The organism is Streptomyces sp. NPDC016640, from assembly GCF_043076215.1.
Classification (GTDB): Bacteria; Actinomycetota; Actinomycetes; order Streptomycetales; family Streptomycetaceae; genus Streptomyces.
Genome location: NZ_JBIBRG010000006.1, coordinates 64,703 through 78,729, shown reverse-complemented (window position 1 = coordinate 78,729; position 14,027 = coordinate 64,703). Strand labels below are relative to the sequence as shown.

Annotated in this window: 12 protein-coding genes; 5 read left to right on the top strand and 7 right to left on the bottom strand. The window is 74.7% G+C overall.

What is annotated here, in order from left to right; all coding sequences use genetic code 11:
- The first annotated feature begins 8 nt into the window (after positions 1-8).
- Both ACF07S_RS14320 and ACF07S_RS14315 read left to right on the top strand, forming a co-directional pair.
- The gene (locus ACF07S_RS14320) at positions 9-602 is read left to right on the top strand and encodes a hemerythrin domain-containing protein (protein WP_391962746.1); all 594 of its coding nucleotides are present in this window, start codon (positions 9-11) and stop codon (positions 600-602) included.
- A 192-nt stretch (positions 603-794) separates the two neighbouring features.
- Positions 795-1,472 carry a hemerythrin domain-containing protein gene (locus ACF07S_RS14315; RefSeq protein WP_391962747.1) on the top strand — a complete coding sequence of 226 codons (678 nt, stop codon included), beginning with the start codon at positions 795-797 and terminating at the stop codon, positions 1,470-1,472.
- 202 nt (positions 1,473-1,674) lie between these two features.
- On the opposite strand, the gene ACF07S_RS14310 is transcribed toward ACF07S_RS14315, so the two are convergent.
- On the bottom strand, positions 1,675-2,166 hold the full coding sequence (locus ACF07S_RS14310) for a DUF6098 family protein (protein ID WP_391962748.1): 492 nt from the start codon (positions 2,164-2,166) through the stop codon (positions 1,675-1,677).
- 5 nt (positions 2,167-2,171) lie between these two features.
- A complete protein-coding gene (locus ACF07S_RS14305) occupies positions 2,172-2,303 on the bottom strand; it encodes a hypothetical protein (protein WP_391974281.1) in 132 nt (43 codons plus the stop codon).
- Positions 2,304-2,597: 294 nt separating this feature from the next.
- Here ACF07S_RS14305 and ACF07S_RS14300 point away from each other — a divergent pair, with 294 nt between their 5' ends.
- Positions 2,598-3,440 carry an MBL fold metallo-hydrolase gene (locus ACF07S_RS14300; protein ID WP_391962750.1) on the top strand — a complete coding sequence of 281 codons (843 nt, stop codon included), beginning with the start codon at positions 2,598-2,600 and terminating at the stop codon, positions 3,438-3,440.
- A 288-nt stretch (positions 3,441-3,728) separates the two neighbouring features.
- Here the strand turns inward: ACF07S_RS14300 and ACF07S_RS14295 are convergent, their stop codons facing one another.
- From ACF07S_RS14295 to ACF07S_RS14280, 4 genes are all read right to left on the bottom strand, one after another.
- Complete coding sequence (locus ACF07S_RS14295) at positions 3,729-4,265, bottom strand: 2'-5' RNA ligase family protein (protein WP_391962751.1); 537 nt, start codon at positions 4,263-4,265, stop codon at positions 3,729-3,731.
- Between the two features lie 115 nt (positions 4,266-4,380).
- Positions 4,381-4,974: a hypothetical protein gene (locus ACF07S_RS14290; RefSeq protein ID WP_391962752.1), complete on the bottom strand. Its 594-nt coding sequence runs from the start codon at positions 4,972-4,974 to the stop codon at positions 4,381-4,383.
- A 236-nt stretch (positions 4,975-5,210) separates the two neighbouring features.
- Positions 5,211-6,665, bottom strand: coding sequence for a hypothetical protein (locus ACF07S_RS14285; RefSeq protein WP_391974280.1), 1,455 nt, complete (start codon positions 6,663-6,665; stop codon positions 5,211-5,213).
- Between the two features lie 6 nt (positions 6,666-6,671).
- On the bottom strand, positions 6,672-7,100 hold the full coding sequence (locus tag ACF07S_RS14280) for a hypothetical protein (protein ID WP_391962754.1): 429 nt from the start codon (positions 7,098-7,100) through the stop codon (positions 6,672-6,674).
- 549 nt (positions 7,101-7,649) lie between these two features.
- Here ACF07S_RS14280 and ACF07S_RS14275 point away from each other — a divergent pair.
- Positions 7,650-11,540 (top strand): WD40 repeat domain-containing protein, encoded by a 3,891-nt coding sequence (locus ACF07S_RS14275; RefSeq protein WP_391974279.1) that lies wholly within the window; start codon positions 7,650-7,652, stop codon positions 11,538-11,540.
- 349 nt (positions 11,541-11,889) lie between these two features.
- Here the strand turns inward: ACF07S_RS14275 and ACF07S_RS14270 are convergent, their stop codons facing one another.
- Positions 11,890-12,066, bottom strand: coding sequence for a hypothetical protein (locus ACF07S_RS14270; RefSeq protein WP_391974278.1), 177 nt, complete (start codon positions 12,064-12,066; stop codon positions 11,890-11,892).
- On the opposite strand from ACF07S_RS14270, the gene ACF07S_RS14265 reads away from it, so the two are divergent.
- Positions 12,059-13,969 carry a flavin monoamine oxidase family protein gene (locus tag ACF07S_RS14265; protein ID WP_391974277.1) on the top strand — a complete coding sequence of 637 codons (1,911 nt, stop codon included), beginning with the start codon at positions 12,059-12,061 and terminating at the stop codon, positions 13,967-13,969. The genes ACF07S_RS14270 and ACF07S_RS14265 overlap by 8 nt on opposite strands.
- The last annotated feature ends 58 nt before the right edge of the window (positions 13,970-14,027 follow it).

Sequence of the window (14,027 nt, the reverse complement as noted above, 5' to 3'; positions counted from 1 at the left end):
GAGCCGGGATGTCCGAGCTGCACACCCCGCACGCCGGTGACGACCACGCCAAGGACGACGACGTCGTCGCCCTGCTGATGCGCCAGCACGGCGACATCCGCAACCTCTTCGACGAGGTCGAGGCCGCCACCGGTCAGGAACGCCGCGACGCGTTCCGCCGCCTGGTGCGTCTGCTGGCCGTACACGAGACCGCCGAGGAAGAGGTCGTCCACCCCTTCGCCCGACGCGCGCTGCCGGGCGGCGAGCAGGTCGTGAAGGACCGGCTCGCCGAGGAGAAGGCGGCCAAGGAGACCCTGGCCGCGCTCGACGACGCGGACACCGACGACCCGAAGTTCCTGTCCCAGCTGCTCAAGCTGCGCAAGGACGTCCAGGAACACGCCCGGGCCGAGGAACGCTACGAGTTCACCCACATCCGCCGCAGCACCGACGCCACCGGGCTCGCCGCCATGGCCAGAGCGGTCAAGGCCGCCGAGGCCATGGCCCCCACCCGGCCCCACCCGGGCGTCGAGTCCGGGGCCGCCAACATGGCCCTCGGACCCGTCGCCGCTCTCATGGACCGCACCAAGGACGCCGTCCGCCAGGCCATGGGCAAGGACGGCTGACGAACGGGCTCGCTCCCGGGGACCGGCGTCCCGCCCCCGGAGGCGCCCGGTGACACCCGCCGGGTGACCCCGCCGCTCCACCGGCCGACGGCACGGTGCCCGATAGACGGGACGAGCGGCGGGTACCCGGCGGGTGCCGCCGTACCGGGCGGCCGTCCACCCCACCCGCGGAAAGCGGACGGAGGAAGCACCGTGACCGTCTCGATCGCCGGGCAGAGTGCCGCCGCCCTGGGAGGGCCGGGCAGCGTTCTCCTCAGGCAGCGCCGTGACCACGCGGAACTCGACCGGCTGATGAACGCCTGCCTGGCGGGCGGCGCCTCCGCCCCGCACCGTGAACGCCTGTGGCGGGACTTCGTGCAGCTCGTCTTCAGCCACGCCTTCGCCGAAGAGGCCGTCCTGTGGCCCCTGCTGCGGCGCCTCGACCCGGACGGTGAGGACCTCACCACCCGGGTCGAGGAGGAGCACCAGGCCATCAACGACCTGCTCGCCCGGGTGGAGAAGGACGACGGGGACCCCCGGCGCCAGGAGTGGATCGAGGAGGCGTTCCGCCTGGTACGGCAGGACATCCGGGACGAGGAGGACGAACTCCTGCCCCGCCTGCGTGAGGCCCTGGACGACCGGCGGCTGCGCCGGGTCGGAGCCGCCTGGGAGGCCGTACGCCGCACCGCCCCCACGCATCCGCACCCGGCCGTTCCCCGGCGGCCGCCCGGCAACGCCGTCGCCGGAGTACCGCTGAGCGCCTTCGACCGCCTGCGCGACCTGATGCCCGGGGAGGGCCCGTCGGCGCGTCGCGTGGGCGTCACCCTGGGCGTGCTGCTGGCCGTGGCGTTCGCCGTCGGCCGTGCACGACGCCCGGTTCACCGCGGGTGAAGGCCCGGCCCCACCGGCTCCGGACGGGCGCAAGCGGCCCGGCCGGGACCGGGCGGGCACGCGACGCTCCCGCGCCAGCGGCCGGAGACGCGGAGGACGGCGGTGGCCGACGGGGTGGATCGCGCTCACCGGCCCTCGCCGCCTCGCCGCCCTGCCGTCCGCTCGGGGGACGCGCCGCGGTCCATCCCGCCCTGCCGTCCGTTCAGGCCGACGTGCCGCGGTCCATGGGGCCCCACCGGCCCGGCAGCGTGACGACGATGCGGCAGGCCTCGTCGATGACGTGACGGGCGACCCAGCCGATCGGTTCGACGTCCGTCACCAGCGGCTCGTTGTCCGGTCCGCGGGCCGTTTCCCGGCCGTGGAGGATCCAGGGCCGGGTCCGGGAGTCCTTGACGCGCGGCAGGTGGCAGTAGTCGTACAGCCGCCGGGCGACCCAGACGTGGGCCGACCGCTGTCCCCACCAGTCCTCGATGTCCAGCGGGGTCGCGGACAGGCCCGGGAGCTTCATGCCGGTGAGGTCGTCGGTGCTGGTCACCGTCGGCAGATCACATTGCGGACCACGTGACCAGCGGACGTACAGGCCACGGCGGCGGGTGACCAGGTCCGCCACTTCGTCGAGGCTCGCCAGGGTCGGCAGACCGACCGGCGCGGGGGTGGCGCCGTCGGCTGCTCCGTCGGTCCGGTCCTCGCACATGCCGGTCACACGGTGAGGAGCGAGCGCTCCCCGGAGCGGGCGGCGGGCAGCCGACGACGGACGGCGCTCCCGGCCCCGGGGGCCGGCGGAGCCTCGTACCGCTCGGTGAGCTCCTTCAGGAAACGGGGGGCTGCCATGAGCATCGGGGTCTCCTTGCACCATCACTCACATGGGTAATGCATCGATCTGGTTACCCAAGGACCGAAGACCCAATCCGGCGGTGGCACCCGGCGCAGCACTTCGCCGACCGGCGAACCGACTCCACCGTACGGTTCGGACCGGCCTGGGTACTCCGGAAGAACGAGACGAGACGGATGGGAAGGGCTTGAACGGACTGAACCGGACTGAACTGCGCCGGACCGCACCGGGCCGGGCCGAACCAAGACCCCCCGGTCGACGGACGCAGACTTCCGAGAGGCGAGGACACTCCCATGGCCGCTTCGGACGACGACGTACTCGACGCGCACTTCATCGGCACCGCGACCGTGCTCCTGCGGTACGGCGACCTGACCCTGCTCACCGACCCGAACTTCCTGCACCGGGGCGAGCGCGCCCATCTCGGCTACGGGCTCGTCAGCCGTCGCCTGACCGAGCCGGCCCTGGACGTGACGGCTCTGCCGCCGCTGGACGCGGTGGTCCTCTCCCACCTCCACGGGGACCACTGGGACCGCCGGGCCAGGCGCCACCTGGAACGTTCCGTGCCGATCGTGACCACCCCGCACGCCGCCCGGCACCTGCGCACCTGGCAGGGTTTCGGCCGGGCCGGCGGCCTGCGCACGTGGGAGAGCTGCACCTTCCGGCGGGGCCGCTCCCAGGTGCGGATCACGGCGCTGCCCGGCCGCCACTCGCTGCACCCCGTACTGCGTCGGCTGCTGCCGCCGGTGACGGGCAGCATGCTGGAGTTCGGCCCGCGGGACGGAACGGTCCGCCTCCGGGTGCACCTCTCGGGCGACACCCTCCTGTACGACGGGCTCGACGAGATCGCCCGCCGCTTCCCCGACGCCGAACTGGCGGTGCTCCACCTGGGAGGCACCCGGCTCCCCGGGGGCTTCGTCGTGACCATGGACGGCGCGCAGGGCGCCGAGCTCGCCCGGCGCCTCGGCTACCGCCGCCTCCTGCCGGTCCACTACGACGACTACCCGGTCTTCCGCTCGCCCCTCCAGGACTTCCTCACCGAGGCCGACCGGCTCGGCCTGAGGGAACGGCTGGTCCACTGCCCGCGTGGACACCACGCCCGCCTGGTGCCCGGCGACGACCGCCCCGGGCTCCCGTGACCACCGCGTCCGCCACGGGCGTGCCGCCCGGCGGTACGGAGACGAACTCCGCGAAGGCGAGCCCGACGTCACCCGGCGCCGGACCGGCGGGCACCCGGTCTCCGGTCCCGGTACTCCCCGGGACCCGCGCCTTCGGCTCGGGAGCCGTCCACCTCCGCCACCGCGTGGCGCGCCGGCCGGGGCCGGCGCACGCGGACCGTCGCCGGAGGCGGAGCCGGGCCTCGAAGCAGGACCGGCCCACGGAAAGGCGGACGGCGGGAAAGCCGAGGAGGCGGTCTCCGGCGGCTCTCACTCGGGCGGGAGCGGGGTGACGGTGCGCGTGCGCGATGCGTAGACGCGTGCGCCGACGAAGTGGCCCCGCACGGGTCCGTCGTGCAGGCCGGGCGGCAGGAGCAGGTCGTCCGGCAGGTTCCACGCGGGTCGACGGCTGCGGCCGAGGGTGATGTGCGGCTGCCAGGTCTCCGGCAGCAGCAGGGGGTGGTCCGGCTCGCACCCCGTGGCCAGGAGCACGTCGTGCACGGCGGCGTGCACGGCGAGAAGGCCGGGAACGCGCCGGACGCGCCAGGCGAGGACGTGCGTCCGGCCGGAGAAGCGCACGAGCCCGTCGAGGACGGCGGGACAGCGCAGGCCGCTCAACGGCCCCCGCAGCCCCTCCCACGCGGCGGCGTTCAGGGAGCCGGCTGCCGCCAGTGTCAGATGGGGCCGGTTCGTCGGGTGACCGTGGTGTTGCTGGCTGGGCATTCCTCGTGCGGCCAGGTGTTCCCAGACGCGCCGGACACTGCGCTCCGTCTCCTGGTCGAGGAGCAACTCGACCGTGTCCGTCACCGCGCTCCGAGGGACCGCGCGGGGAGCACCGGGCGGCCGCCGCGGGGAGCGGGGAGGCGGCCCCGCGGCGCACCCGGCGGGAGCGCCGCGGGGCCGCCGGTCCCCGGGGGCGTGCTCAGTGGGTGAAGCGCCAGTCGGCGGCCGACGGCATGTGCATGTGGCCGCGGGTGCGCTGCCACACGCCGTGCGTGTGCCCGGCGTAACGCTGCTGTTCGCCGTGCAGGGCGCTGAGTACCACGAGGCAGCCGGTCAGCGCCGGCACCGCCCACTGCGCGTAGACGAGGCGGCGCTGGGCCTTGTCGGTGTCGATGGGGTGCTCGGCCGCCTTCTGGACGTCCTCGGGGTCGTCCGAGGAGGCCAGCTCCACCTGCTTGCCGAGGACGCGGGAGTAGGCGGTGACGGCCAGGGCCGCACCGGTGACGACGGTCTTGACGAGCGTGGCGGCGGCCGCGCCCTGCTGGGTGGCGACGCGGGGGGCGTCCGCGGCCAGCATGCCACCGCTGCCGAACAGATGGATGCCGATGGCCGCGGCGTTGACCGGCGTCCACTTCGCCCAGCCGGACGAGGAGAACCGGGCGGTGTCCCTCCATGTTCCGCCCTCGGTCTCGGCCGCGCCGTTGAGGCCGACGGCACCCATCAGCGAACCACCGAACCATGCGGCCAGCCCCAGGTCGTGCAGGCTGCGTATGAGGGTGTTGCGTTCGGACATCGGGGACTCCTTCGCGCAGTGGTGAACCGTGGAACAGCCGGACAGCGGCCGTGTCCACCCTCACCCGCGAGAGAACCGGGCGCCATCACACGTGGTCCGAACGGGGTACCCCCGGCGAGGACCACGGGTGGGAAGCGGCGCCGCCGCACTCCCCCTCGGTGCCCCGGCCCGGCCCGGGGCGAACCGGCTTCGCGCGTCGCCCCGAGCGGGGCCGGGGCCGGGGGCTCACGCCGTGGTCACCGCCTGACGACCGGCCGGAAGGCGTCCCGTACGTCGGACCCGGCGGTGGAGACGAGCTGGTCGCCCGGCCCGTAGTCGTACGTGCCGTAGTACTCGTAGTGCAGGACGCGCGGGCAGCTTCCGCCGCCGATCTGCACCTGGCGCGGGCCGACGCGCTTTCCCGTGCGCAGCTCGTAGACCTTCAGCGGGATCCTGACCTTGTGGAAGGTCACTCGGTGGGGGAGGTACGCGGACTTCTCGTTCTCGTAGGAGCACGTCTCGACGGCGGCTCCGTTCTCCGCCGTGCCCGCGCAGACCACGAGCGCGGCCTCGGCCGGGTCGCCGGTGCGCCAGCTGCCGGGGAGCCGGCCGGTGTACTCGGTGTCGCCGAGGAACAGCGCGCGGTGGGACCCCTTGCGGTACGGCGGGGCACCGCTGTACCCGGCGGGCGTGTCGCAGTAGCCGGACTCCGCGTCGGACGTGTTCTCGACCAGGCGGCGCACCTCGTCCAGTTCGATGGCGAGGGTGGCCTTCCGCACCCCGCCGCGCGCCTCGCCCGTACGCGCGTGGTCCGGGTACTCGTCCAGGAGGTGCTGGTAGCGCGCCCGCGCCTGCTGCCAGGCGTCCTCGGCCATCAGGTCGTCGCCGCATTCCAGCGCCGCGGCGGGTTCCGTGCGCGCCGCGGTGTCGGCCGACCGGTCCAGTACGTCACGGGTGGGCTCGCGGTCGCGGAGCCAGCCGGTGATGTCGGCGGTGTCGCAGGAGTCCTCGGTGGGCAGGCCGTCGAGGAAGGCGTCCAGGACCGCCCCGACGGTCCGCCCGTTGCCGGGCTCGCCCAGGACGTCGGTGAGGACACGGAAACCTCGCTCCAGGTCCTCGGTGTTCCCGTCCCGTCCCGCCTCCGCCAGCGTGGACGCGGCCCGCTCCAGCCGGTGGCACGCCTCCACCACCGCGTCGCCGGGTTCGGCCACCGGTGCGCCCGCCAGGCGGTGGCCGAACCACACCTCGCCCTGCGCGGCCACGGCCGTCCCGCAGTCGCCGCTCGCGCGGGCCCCGTTCACGCGGTCCTCGATCCCGTACGCGTCGGCGCGCAGCAGCACGGCGGGCAGCAGCACCGCGACGGTGACGGCGAGTGCGCCCGCGCGCTGCCCGTGCCGTACGCCGTGCTCCGCGCGCCGGCGTGCCAGGAGCCAGCCGTGGGCGATGCCGGCCGCCCACCACAGGAGCAGCAGGACCTCGCACCAGGTCTCGGCGGTCGACGCGGTGAGGGCGAGGAGCCCGCCCGTGCCGATCACGGCGAACGCGGCCGGCCGCCAGTGGCCCAGCAGCAGGTAACCGATGCCGAGCAGCGAGGCGTTGCCGAGTGCCGCCGCCACCGGGTCGCAGGGGGGCCGGGTCCCGGGCGGCTCCGCGGGTTCCGGCGGCGCGCCGGCCGGCCGGCGGGGGTCCTGTCCGTACGCCGGGTGGTTCATGGGCCGTCACCCCCGAGCCGACGTGGGCGCCGGGCCGCGGACGGAGAAGTAGTGGCGGCCGGTCTCGCCGCACACCGTCCACAGGGCCGCCACGTCGAGACCGGCGATCACGAACACCGCGAGGCTGGGCGCCCCGGAGGCCAGCGAGCCGAGGAAGGCGATGATCGTCGAGAGCGCCACGAAGGACAGGCACACGATGAGCACCACACGAACCCAGGAGCGGCGTCCGCGGGCCAGTACGACGCAGACGACCAGGAGTGCCGCCAGCCCCCAGCAGAACAGCGCCATGAACCAGGCCAGGCTCATCGGCATGAGCAGGTCCTGCCCGTGCTCCTGCTTGCTCCGGTTCTCCTCGATGATCGCCCAGCCGCCGAACACCGTGCCCAGCGCGTGTGCGGCGACGACCACGAGGACGAAGACGAGGACCCCGGGCATGCCCGCCTTCCCGGGCGGGCCGGGTTGTCCGGGCTGTGCGGGCTGTCCGGGCTGACCGGGCTGACCGGGTGGAACGGGCTGGTACGGAGAGTTCTGCATGGCGGATCACCTCACGCTTTCGTCGTCCGGCAGGTGGCCGACCCGGGCGCTGTCCACCGCGTGGACGGCGCTCCACCGGGTCGTCCCCGTGGAAGGTGTCGGGCTGGACGGTCCGGTGCGTGCACGGGGCGACCCGAACCCTCCCCTCGCGGGGCTCGGACCGCGCCGCGGCCCGTCCCGGCCACGTCCCTCCGGTATTCGACCGCCGTACGCCCTTGTTCAGCAGGTCCTCTCCCGGCACTGAACAAACCGGCACCGCACGACCCGGCGGCGCGAACCGGACGGAGCGGCCGGGAGGAAGCGTGAGGATCGGGTGAACTCCCGCGCCCCGCTTGCCGTTGCACCGGAAGTTCGATTGCGGCCGTCCCCGCGACTGCCTACCGTGGGCACCCGGGTGGACGCGCTGGGTGATGTCCTGGCGATGGCAGGGGTGAACGAGGGGGCGGGCACGTGGCGGGACGACCCGGACCGGGGCGCACCGAGGGCGGACTGGATCCCGGGGCCGGGCCGGTGCCGCGGTTCGCCGCCGGGCTGCGCGCGCTGCGCGAGTCCGCGGGGAGGCCCACGTACCGGGCGATGGCCCAGCGGACGCGGTACGGGGTGACCACCCTGTCGCAGGCGGCGGCCGGGAAGCAGCTGCCCACCCGCGCGGTGACGCTCGCCTACGTGAAGGCGTGCGGCGGCGACGTGACCGAGTGGGAACGGCGCTGGCGCGAGGCGTCGGCCGAGGTGGCCGCCGAGGTGGCCGCCGACGAGACCTCCCGGCCGCCGTACCGCGGCCTGACCCGGTTCGAACCGGGCGACGCCGATCTCTTCTTCGGCCGCGACCGGCTCGTGGAGCGGCTGGCCGAGCTGAACCGCAAGCACCGCTTCACCGCCGTCTTCGGCCCCTCCGGCAGCGGCAAGTCCTCACTGTTGCGCGCCGGCCTGATCCCCCGGCTGCGGACCCCGAGCGACGGCGAAGGCGACGGGAACCGCGACGCCGCTCCCGCGGCCGTACGGATCCTCACGCCCGGTGCGGACCCGCTGCGCACGCACGCCGGCCGGCTCGTGCCCGTACCCGGCACCGACGCCGACACCTGGCTGGTCGTCGACCAGTTCGAGGAGCTGTACACCCTCGGCGCCGACCCGGCCGACCGGGACACCTTCATCGACCGCCTCGTCGCCGCCACCGACGCCGACAGCCGGCTGCGCGTCGTCATCGCGGTGCGGGCCGACTTCCTCGGCCGCTGCGCCGAACACCCCGGTCTCACCGCCGCGTTGCAGGATGCCACGCTGCTCGCCGGGCCGATGAGCCGTACGGAGCTGCGGGAGGCCATCGTCCGCCCGGCCGCCGGGGCCGGCCTGATCGTGGAACGCTCACTGACCGAGCGCCTCCTGGACGAGGTCGAGGGCGCACCGGGCGGCCTGCCGCTCATGTCGCACGCCCTGCTGGAGACCTGGCGCCACCGCAGCGGCCGCGCCCTGACCGAGGCCGCGTACGAGGCCGCCGGCGGGCTGCACGGCGCCGTCGTCCGCACGGCCGAGCAGGTGTACGGCGAACTCACCGCGTCCCAGGCCGAACTGGCCCGCCGCATCCTGCTCCGCCTCGTCGCGCCCGGACGGGGAGGCACCCCGGACACGCGTCGCCCCGCCGAGCAGGCGGAACTCGGCTTCGGCAGCGCGGCCGACACCCGGGTGGTACTGGAACGCCTGGTCCGAGCCCGCCTCATCACCTTCGACGACGGCACCGTCGACCTCGCCCACGAAGCCCTCATCACCGCCTGGCCCCGCCTGCGCGCATGGATCGACGCCGAACGCGACCGGCTGCGCGTCCACCGCTCGCTCTCCGAGGCGGCCCGCACGTGGCAGGCGCTCGGCCGGGAGAACGCCGCGCTCTACGCCGGCTCCCGTCTGCACGCCGCCCGCGACGCCTTCCCGCAGGACGCCGCCCGGCCGCACGGCACCGGGCCGGAGGACCGCGAGGACCGCCACGGCGATGAACTCACCCCGCTGGAGCGGCAGTTCCTCACCGCCTCGATCCGCCGCCGGCACCGTGCCGCGCGATTGCGCCGTACGGTCGTGGCCGTACTCGCCGCGCTCGTGCTGCTCGCCACCGGCACCGCCGTCGTCGCCCTCCAGGCGCGCGCCACCGTGCAGGCCGAACGCGACGAAGCGGTTTTCGGCCGCCTCACCGCCGAGGCCGACCGTGTCCGGGAGACCGACGCCGGGCGGGCCGCCCGGCTCGACGTCGCCGCGCACCGCATGCGCCCGACGCCGGACCTGCGGGCCCGGCTGGCCACGGACGCGGGCCGGGTGCTGGCCACCCGGCTGCCCGGCCACGGCGGTGTCGGCACCTCCGTGGCGTACGCGCCCGACGGCCGCACCCTCGCCAGCGGCGGCCACGACGGCACGGTCCGGCTGTGGGACACCACCGCGCGGCCGGGGCCGGCCGACAGGCCCGAGGACGTGGGGAGGCCGCTGGGCGAACCGCTGCGCCTGAGGACGGGACCGGTCGGCGCGGTCGCCTTCGCGCCGGCGGACGGCGACCTGCTGGTCGCCACCGGCGAGGGCGGCGTCATCCGGCTGTGGGACGTACGCGACCGGGAGCGGCCCCGCGCCGTCGGCCGGCCCCTGGTGAGCCACGACGAGGAGAACGTCGTCTCCGTCGCGTTCGCCCCCGACGGCCGGACGCTGGCCACCGCCGGCGACGACGGGACCGTACGGCTGTGGGACCTGGGCGACCCGGCCCGCCCCACGCCGCTCGGCGAGCCCGCCGGGGCCGACGGGTCCGGAAAGGGCAGCGTCCGCGCCGTCGCGTTCGCCCCGGACGGGGACACCCTGGCCACGGCCGGCTACGACGGGACCGTACGGATGTGGCGATTCGGCGAGGACGGCGGGGCCGGGCCCGCACCGCTCGGCAGGCCGCTGCGCGCACACACCGCCCCCGTCTGGACCCTGGCCTTCTCCCCGGACGGCCGGACGCTGGCCACGGCCGGCTTCGACGAGACCGTACGGCTGTGGAACGCGTCCGACCCGGCCCGCCCCGAGCCGCTGGGTGAACCGCTCACCGGGCACACCGCGCCGGTCATGTCGGTGGCCTTCAGCCCCGACGGCGAGACCCTGGCGACCGCGGGCGAGGACGACTCGCCCCTCCTGTGGAACGTGGCCAACCCCGCGTACCCGCAGCGGCTCGGGGAGCCGCTGACCGGTCACACGGAGGCCGTGTGGGAGGTGGCCTTCGGCCGGGACGGCCGCACCCTCGCCAGCACCGGGGCCGACGGCGGCGTCCTGCTCTGGCACCGGCCGCCGACCGTCCTCACCGACTTCACCAACCCGCTGACCGCCGTCGCCTACAGCCCCGACGGCCGGCTGCTCGCCGCCGCCAGTACCGACGACGGGCTGATCCGCCTGTGGGACGTACGCCGGCCGGACCGCCCGCGCCGGATACCGCGGACGCTCACCGGCCACGAGGACCAGGTGCTGGCCGTCGCGTTCGCCCCGGACGGCCGTACGGTGGCCGGCGGCGCGAGGGACGGCACCGTACGGCTGTGGGACGTGTCCGCGCCCGAACGTCCCGCCCCGCTCGGCGAACCGCTGGACGCGCACGACGGCGGCACCCTCGCCGTCGCGTTCGCCCCGGACGGCCGCACCCTGGCCACCGGCGGCGAGGACGACACGGCGCGGCTGTGGGACGTACGCCGGCCCGACGGCGTACGGCCGCTCGGCGAACCGCTGCGCGGCCACACGGACGCCGTCACCTCCCTGGCCTTCGCCCCGGGCGGCCGTACGCTGGCCACCGGCGGCGAGGACGACACGGCGCGGCTGTGGCACGTGGGCGACGGGACGCCGGCACGGCCCGCGGGCACGGCCCTCACCGGGCACGACGAGAAGGTCAACGCGGTGGCCTTCGCCCCGGACGGGAAGACGCTGGCGACGGGCAGCGACGACCGCACGGTGCGGTTGTGGGAGGTGGAACAGGCCGACCGCGTACGTCCGCCGGGGGAGGAGCTGACCGGGCACCGAGGGCCGGTCAGGTCCGTGGCCTTCGCCCCGGACGGGAGGACGCTGGCGACCGGCGGCGGCGATCACACGGTCCGCCTGTGGGACGTGGCCGGCCCGGCCCGTGCCGAGACGGCGGGCCGGGCACTCACCGGCCATCTCGACACCGTCACCTCCGTCGCGTTCAGCCCGGAGGGCGACGCCCTCGCCTCCGCCGGTTACGACCTGACGGCCCGGGTGTGGACCCTGGACGCGGACCGCGCGGCGGACTACGTCTGCGCCCGCACCAGCGGGGTCCTCACCCGCGCCGCATGGCAGGAGCACCTGCCGCGGCTCGGGTACCAGGAGATGTGCGGCTGACGCCGGGGCCCGCGGCCGGAAGCGCTCAGGGGGTGGTGAACCTCAGCACGGCGCCGTTCTCGTCGTGCGCGACGACGGCCGCCTTCAGCTCGTCGCCGAACCCGGTCTCGCCGCCCCCGCGGGGCCGGACGCCGGCACCGCGGGTCCAGTTCAGCGCGGCGCGGATTGTCCGGGCACCCGGTCCGCCGCCGTGAACAACGCCTCCGGGGACGTTCGCACGGGTGAGCGCGGTCCCCGGGTGAACGGGGGAGCAGGCCGCAGACCTCGTACGAGTGGTTTAGGTGCCTCGTCCGTGTGAAGGAGCCACCTCCGTGTCGCCCGTGCACCAAAAGTGATGGGCGATGAACACTCAGAATGCGAACACCCCAGGCGCGAGCACGCCGTTCAGGAAGAATTCCCGCGCGGTGGACGAGGAGCGGCCGTCCGCTTCCGGCGCGCACGACACGTCGCACGACACGTCGCACGGCACCTCGCCACGGCCACCGGCACCGCCTGTCGCCACGCCCTCGCGGCGCTCCGTGGTCACCGCGACCGGCGCCTCGGCGCTCGCCGTCGGGCTGACCGCCGCCTCCGCCGCCTCCGCGACCGCGCTCGCTCCTGCCACCGCGCCCGCGATCACGCCGGCCGCGCCGCCGCCCGGCACCGCCCCCGAGACGTACCGGACGGTCGCCCGCGCCGTCGTCGTCCACGACGAACACGACAAGCCCCTGGTCCCGGTCTATGTGAGGGCCGTCACCAACGGGCTGCCCACCAGCCGGGCGAAGGCCACGAAGAGGGTCCTGATCGTCGGGGCCGGACCGGCCGGCCTGCTCGCCGCCGACCTGCTCAACCGGGCGGGCCACGACGTCGTCGTGATCGAGGCCAACGGCAACCGGGTCGGCGGCCGTATCAAGACCTTCCGCAAGGGCGGTCACGAGAAGGGCAGGCAGCCGTTCGCCGACCCCCGGCAGTACGCCGAGGCCGGGGCCATGCGGCTGCCCGACAGCCACCCGCTCCTCATGGCGCTGCTCGAGAAGTTCGACCTGCCCCGCCAGGAGTTCCACCTGGTGGACGTCGACCCCGACGACCCGGCGAAGAAGACCAATCGGGCCTGGATCCACGTCAACGGCATCCGTGAGCGCCGGGCCGACTACGAGAAGAACCCGGAAAGGGTCAACGACACCTTCGGGATCACCGGCGCCGACCGCGGGAGGACCGCCGCCGCCATCCTCGCCGACGCCCTCGAACCCGCGCACCGGCTCGTCCGGGGCAAAGAGGGAACGGCTCTCGTCGACGGGTGGACCGAGGTCCTCGAGAAGTACGGACACTGGTCCATGTACCGCTACCTCACCGAAGCCGCGGGGCTCGGCACCAGGACCGTCGACCTGGTCGGCACCGTCCAGAACCTGACCTCGCGGTTGCACCTCTCCTTCCTGCACAGCTTCCTGTCCGCCGCGCTGATCGACCCCAGGACCAGGTTCTGGGAGATCAAGGGCGGCACCGCGCTGCTCGCCGACGCGCTGTACGCGCAGGTGAGGGGAAAGGTACGGCTCGACCGGCGTGCCGTACGCATCGAACGCACCGGCGGCACGGTGCGGGTGCACACCGTCTCCGAGGACTGCCAGACGGGCAAGGGGGGCACCACGGAGGTCTTCGAGGGCGACGAGGCGATCGTCACCGTCCCCTTCTCCGGACTGCGGCACGTCACCTTCGACCCGCCGCTGTCCTACGGCAAGCGCCGGGCCGTCACGGAGCTGCACTACGACGCCGCGACGAAGGTACTGCTGGAATTCTCCCGGCGCTGGTGGGAGTTCACCGAGGCGCAGTGGAAGCAGGCCCTCGGCACCATCGAGGACGGCCTCTACGACAAGTACCGGACGGGCAAGGTCACGGACGCCGGGTACCTCGGCGCGCACGAGTCCGTGAAGGACCTGGGGGTGACGATCCCCGACGGGTACAAGCACTGCTACGCCGCCTTCCGGCCCGCCATGGAGGGCGAGGTGGAAGCCGCTCACGTCCGCGGTGGCGGCTCCGTCAGCGACAACGCCAACCGCTTCATGTACTTCGAGCACGCCCAGCCCATGGAGGGCAGCGACGGCGGCATCATGCTCGCCTCCTACAGCTGGTCCGACGACGCCCTCAAGTGGGACGCCTACGCCGACGAGGAGCGCTACATGCGCGCCCTCGCCGGAGTGCAGGCGGTCTTCGGCCGCCGGTGCGAGGTCTTCTTCACCGGCAAGTGCCGGACCCAGTCGTGGATGCGCGACCACTACGCCTACGGCGAGGCGTCCGTGCTCTTCCCCGGCCAGCACACGGAGCTGTTCCCCGACATCCCCACCTCCGAGGGGCCGCTGCACTTCGCGGGGGACCACACCTCGGTCAAACCCGCCTGGATCGAAGGCGCTCTCGAATCGGCCGTCCGCTCCGCCCTGCGGGTCCACACCGGCTGACCGGGAGCGGGCGCCACCCCGGCTCCAGGCCGGGTCCGCACGCCGGGACGCGACCTGG

Coding starts and splice junctions, on each gene's coding strand:
- ACF07S_RS14320 (WP_391962746.1), top strand. CDS start 9: ATGTCCGAGCTGCACACCCCGCACGCCGGTGACGACCACGCCAAGGAC.
- ACF07S_RS14310 (WP_391962748.1), bottom strand. CDS start 2,166: ATGTGCGAGGACCGGACCGACGGAGCAGCCGACGGCGCCACCCCCGCG.
- ACF07S_RS14305 (WP_391974281.1), bottom strand. CDS start 2,303: ATGGCAGCCCCCCGTTTCCTGAAGGAGCTCACCGAGCGGTACGAGGCT.
- ACF07S_RS14300 (WP_391962750.1), top strand. CDS start 2,598: ATGGCCGCTTCGGACGACGACGTACTCGACGCGCACTTCATCGGCACC.
- ACF07S_RS14290 (WP_391962752.1), bottom strand. CDS start 4,974: ATGTCCGAACGCAACACCCTCATACGCAGCCTGCACGACCTGGGGCTG.
- ACF07S_RS14285 (WP_391974280.1), bottom strand. CDS start 6,665: ATGAACCACCCGGCGTACGGACAGGACCCCCGCCGGCCGGCCGGCGCG.
- ACF07S_RS14280 (WP_391962754.1), bottom strand. CDS start 7,100: ATGCCCGGGGTCCTCGTCTTCGTCCTCGTGGTCGTCGCCGCACACGCG.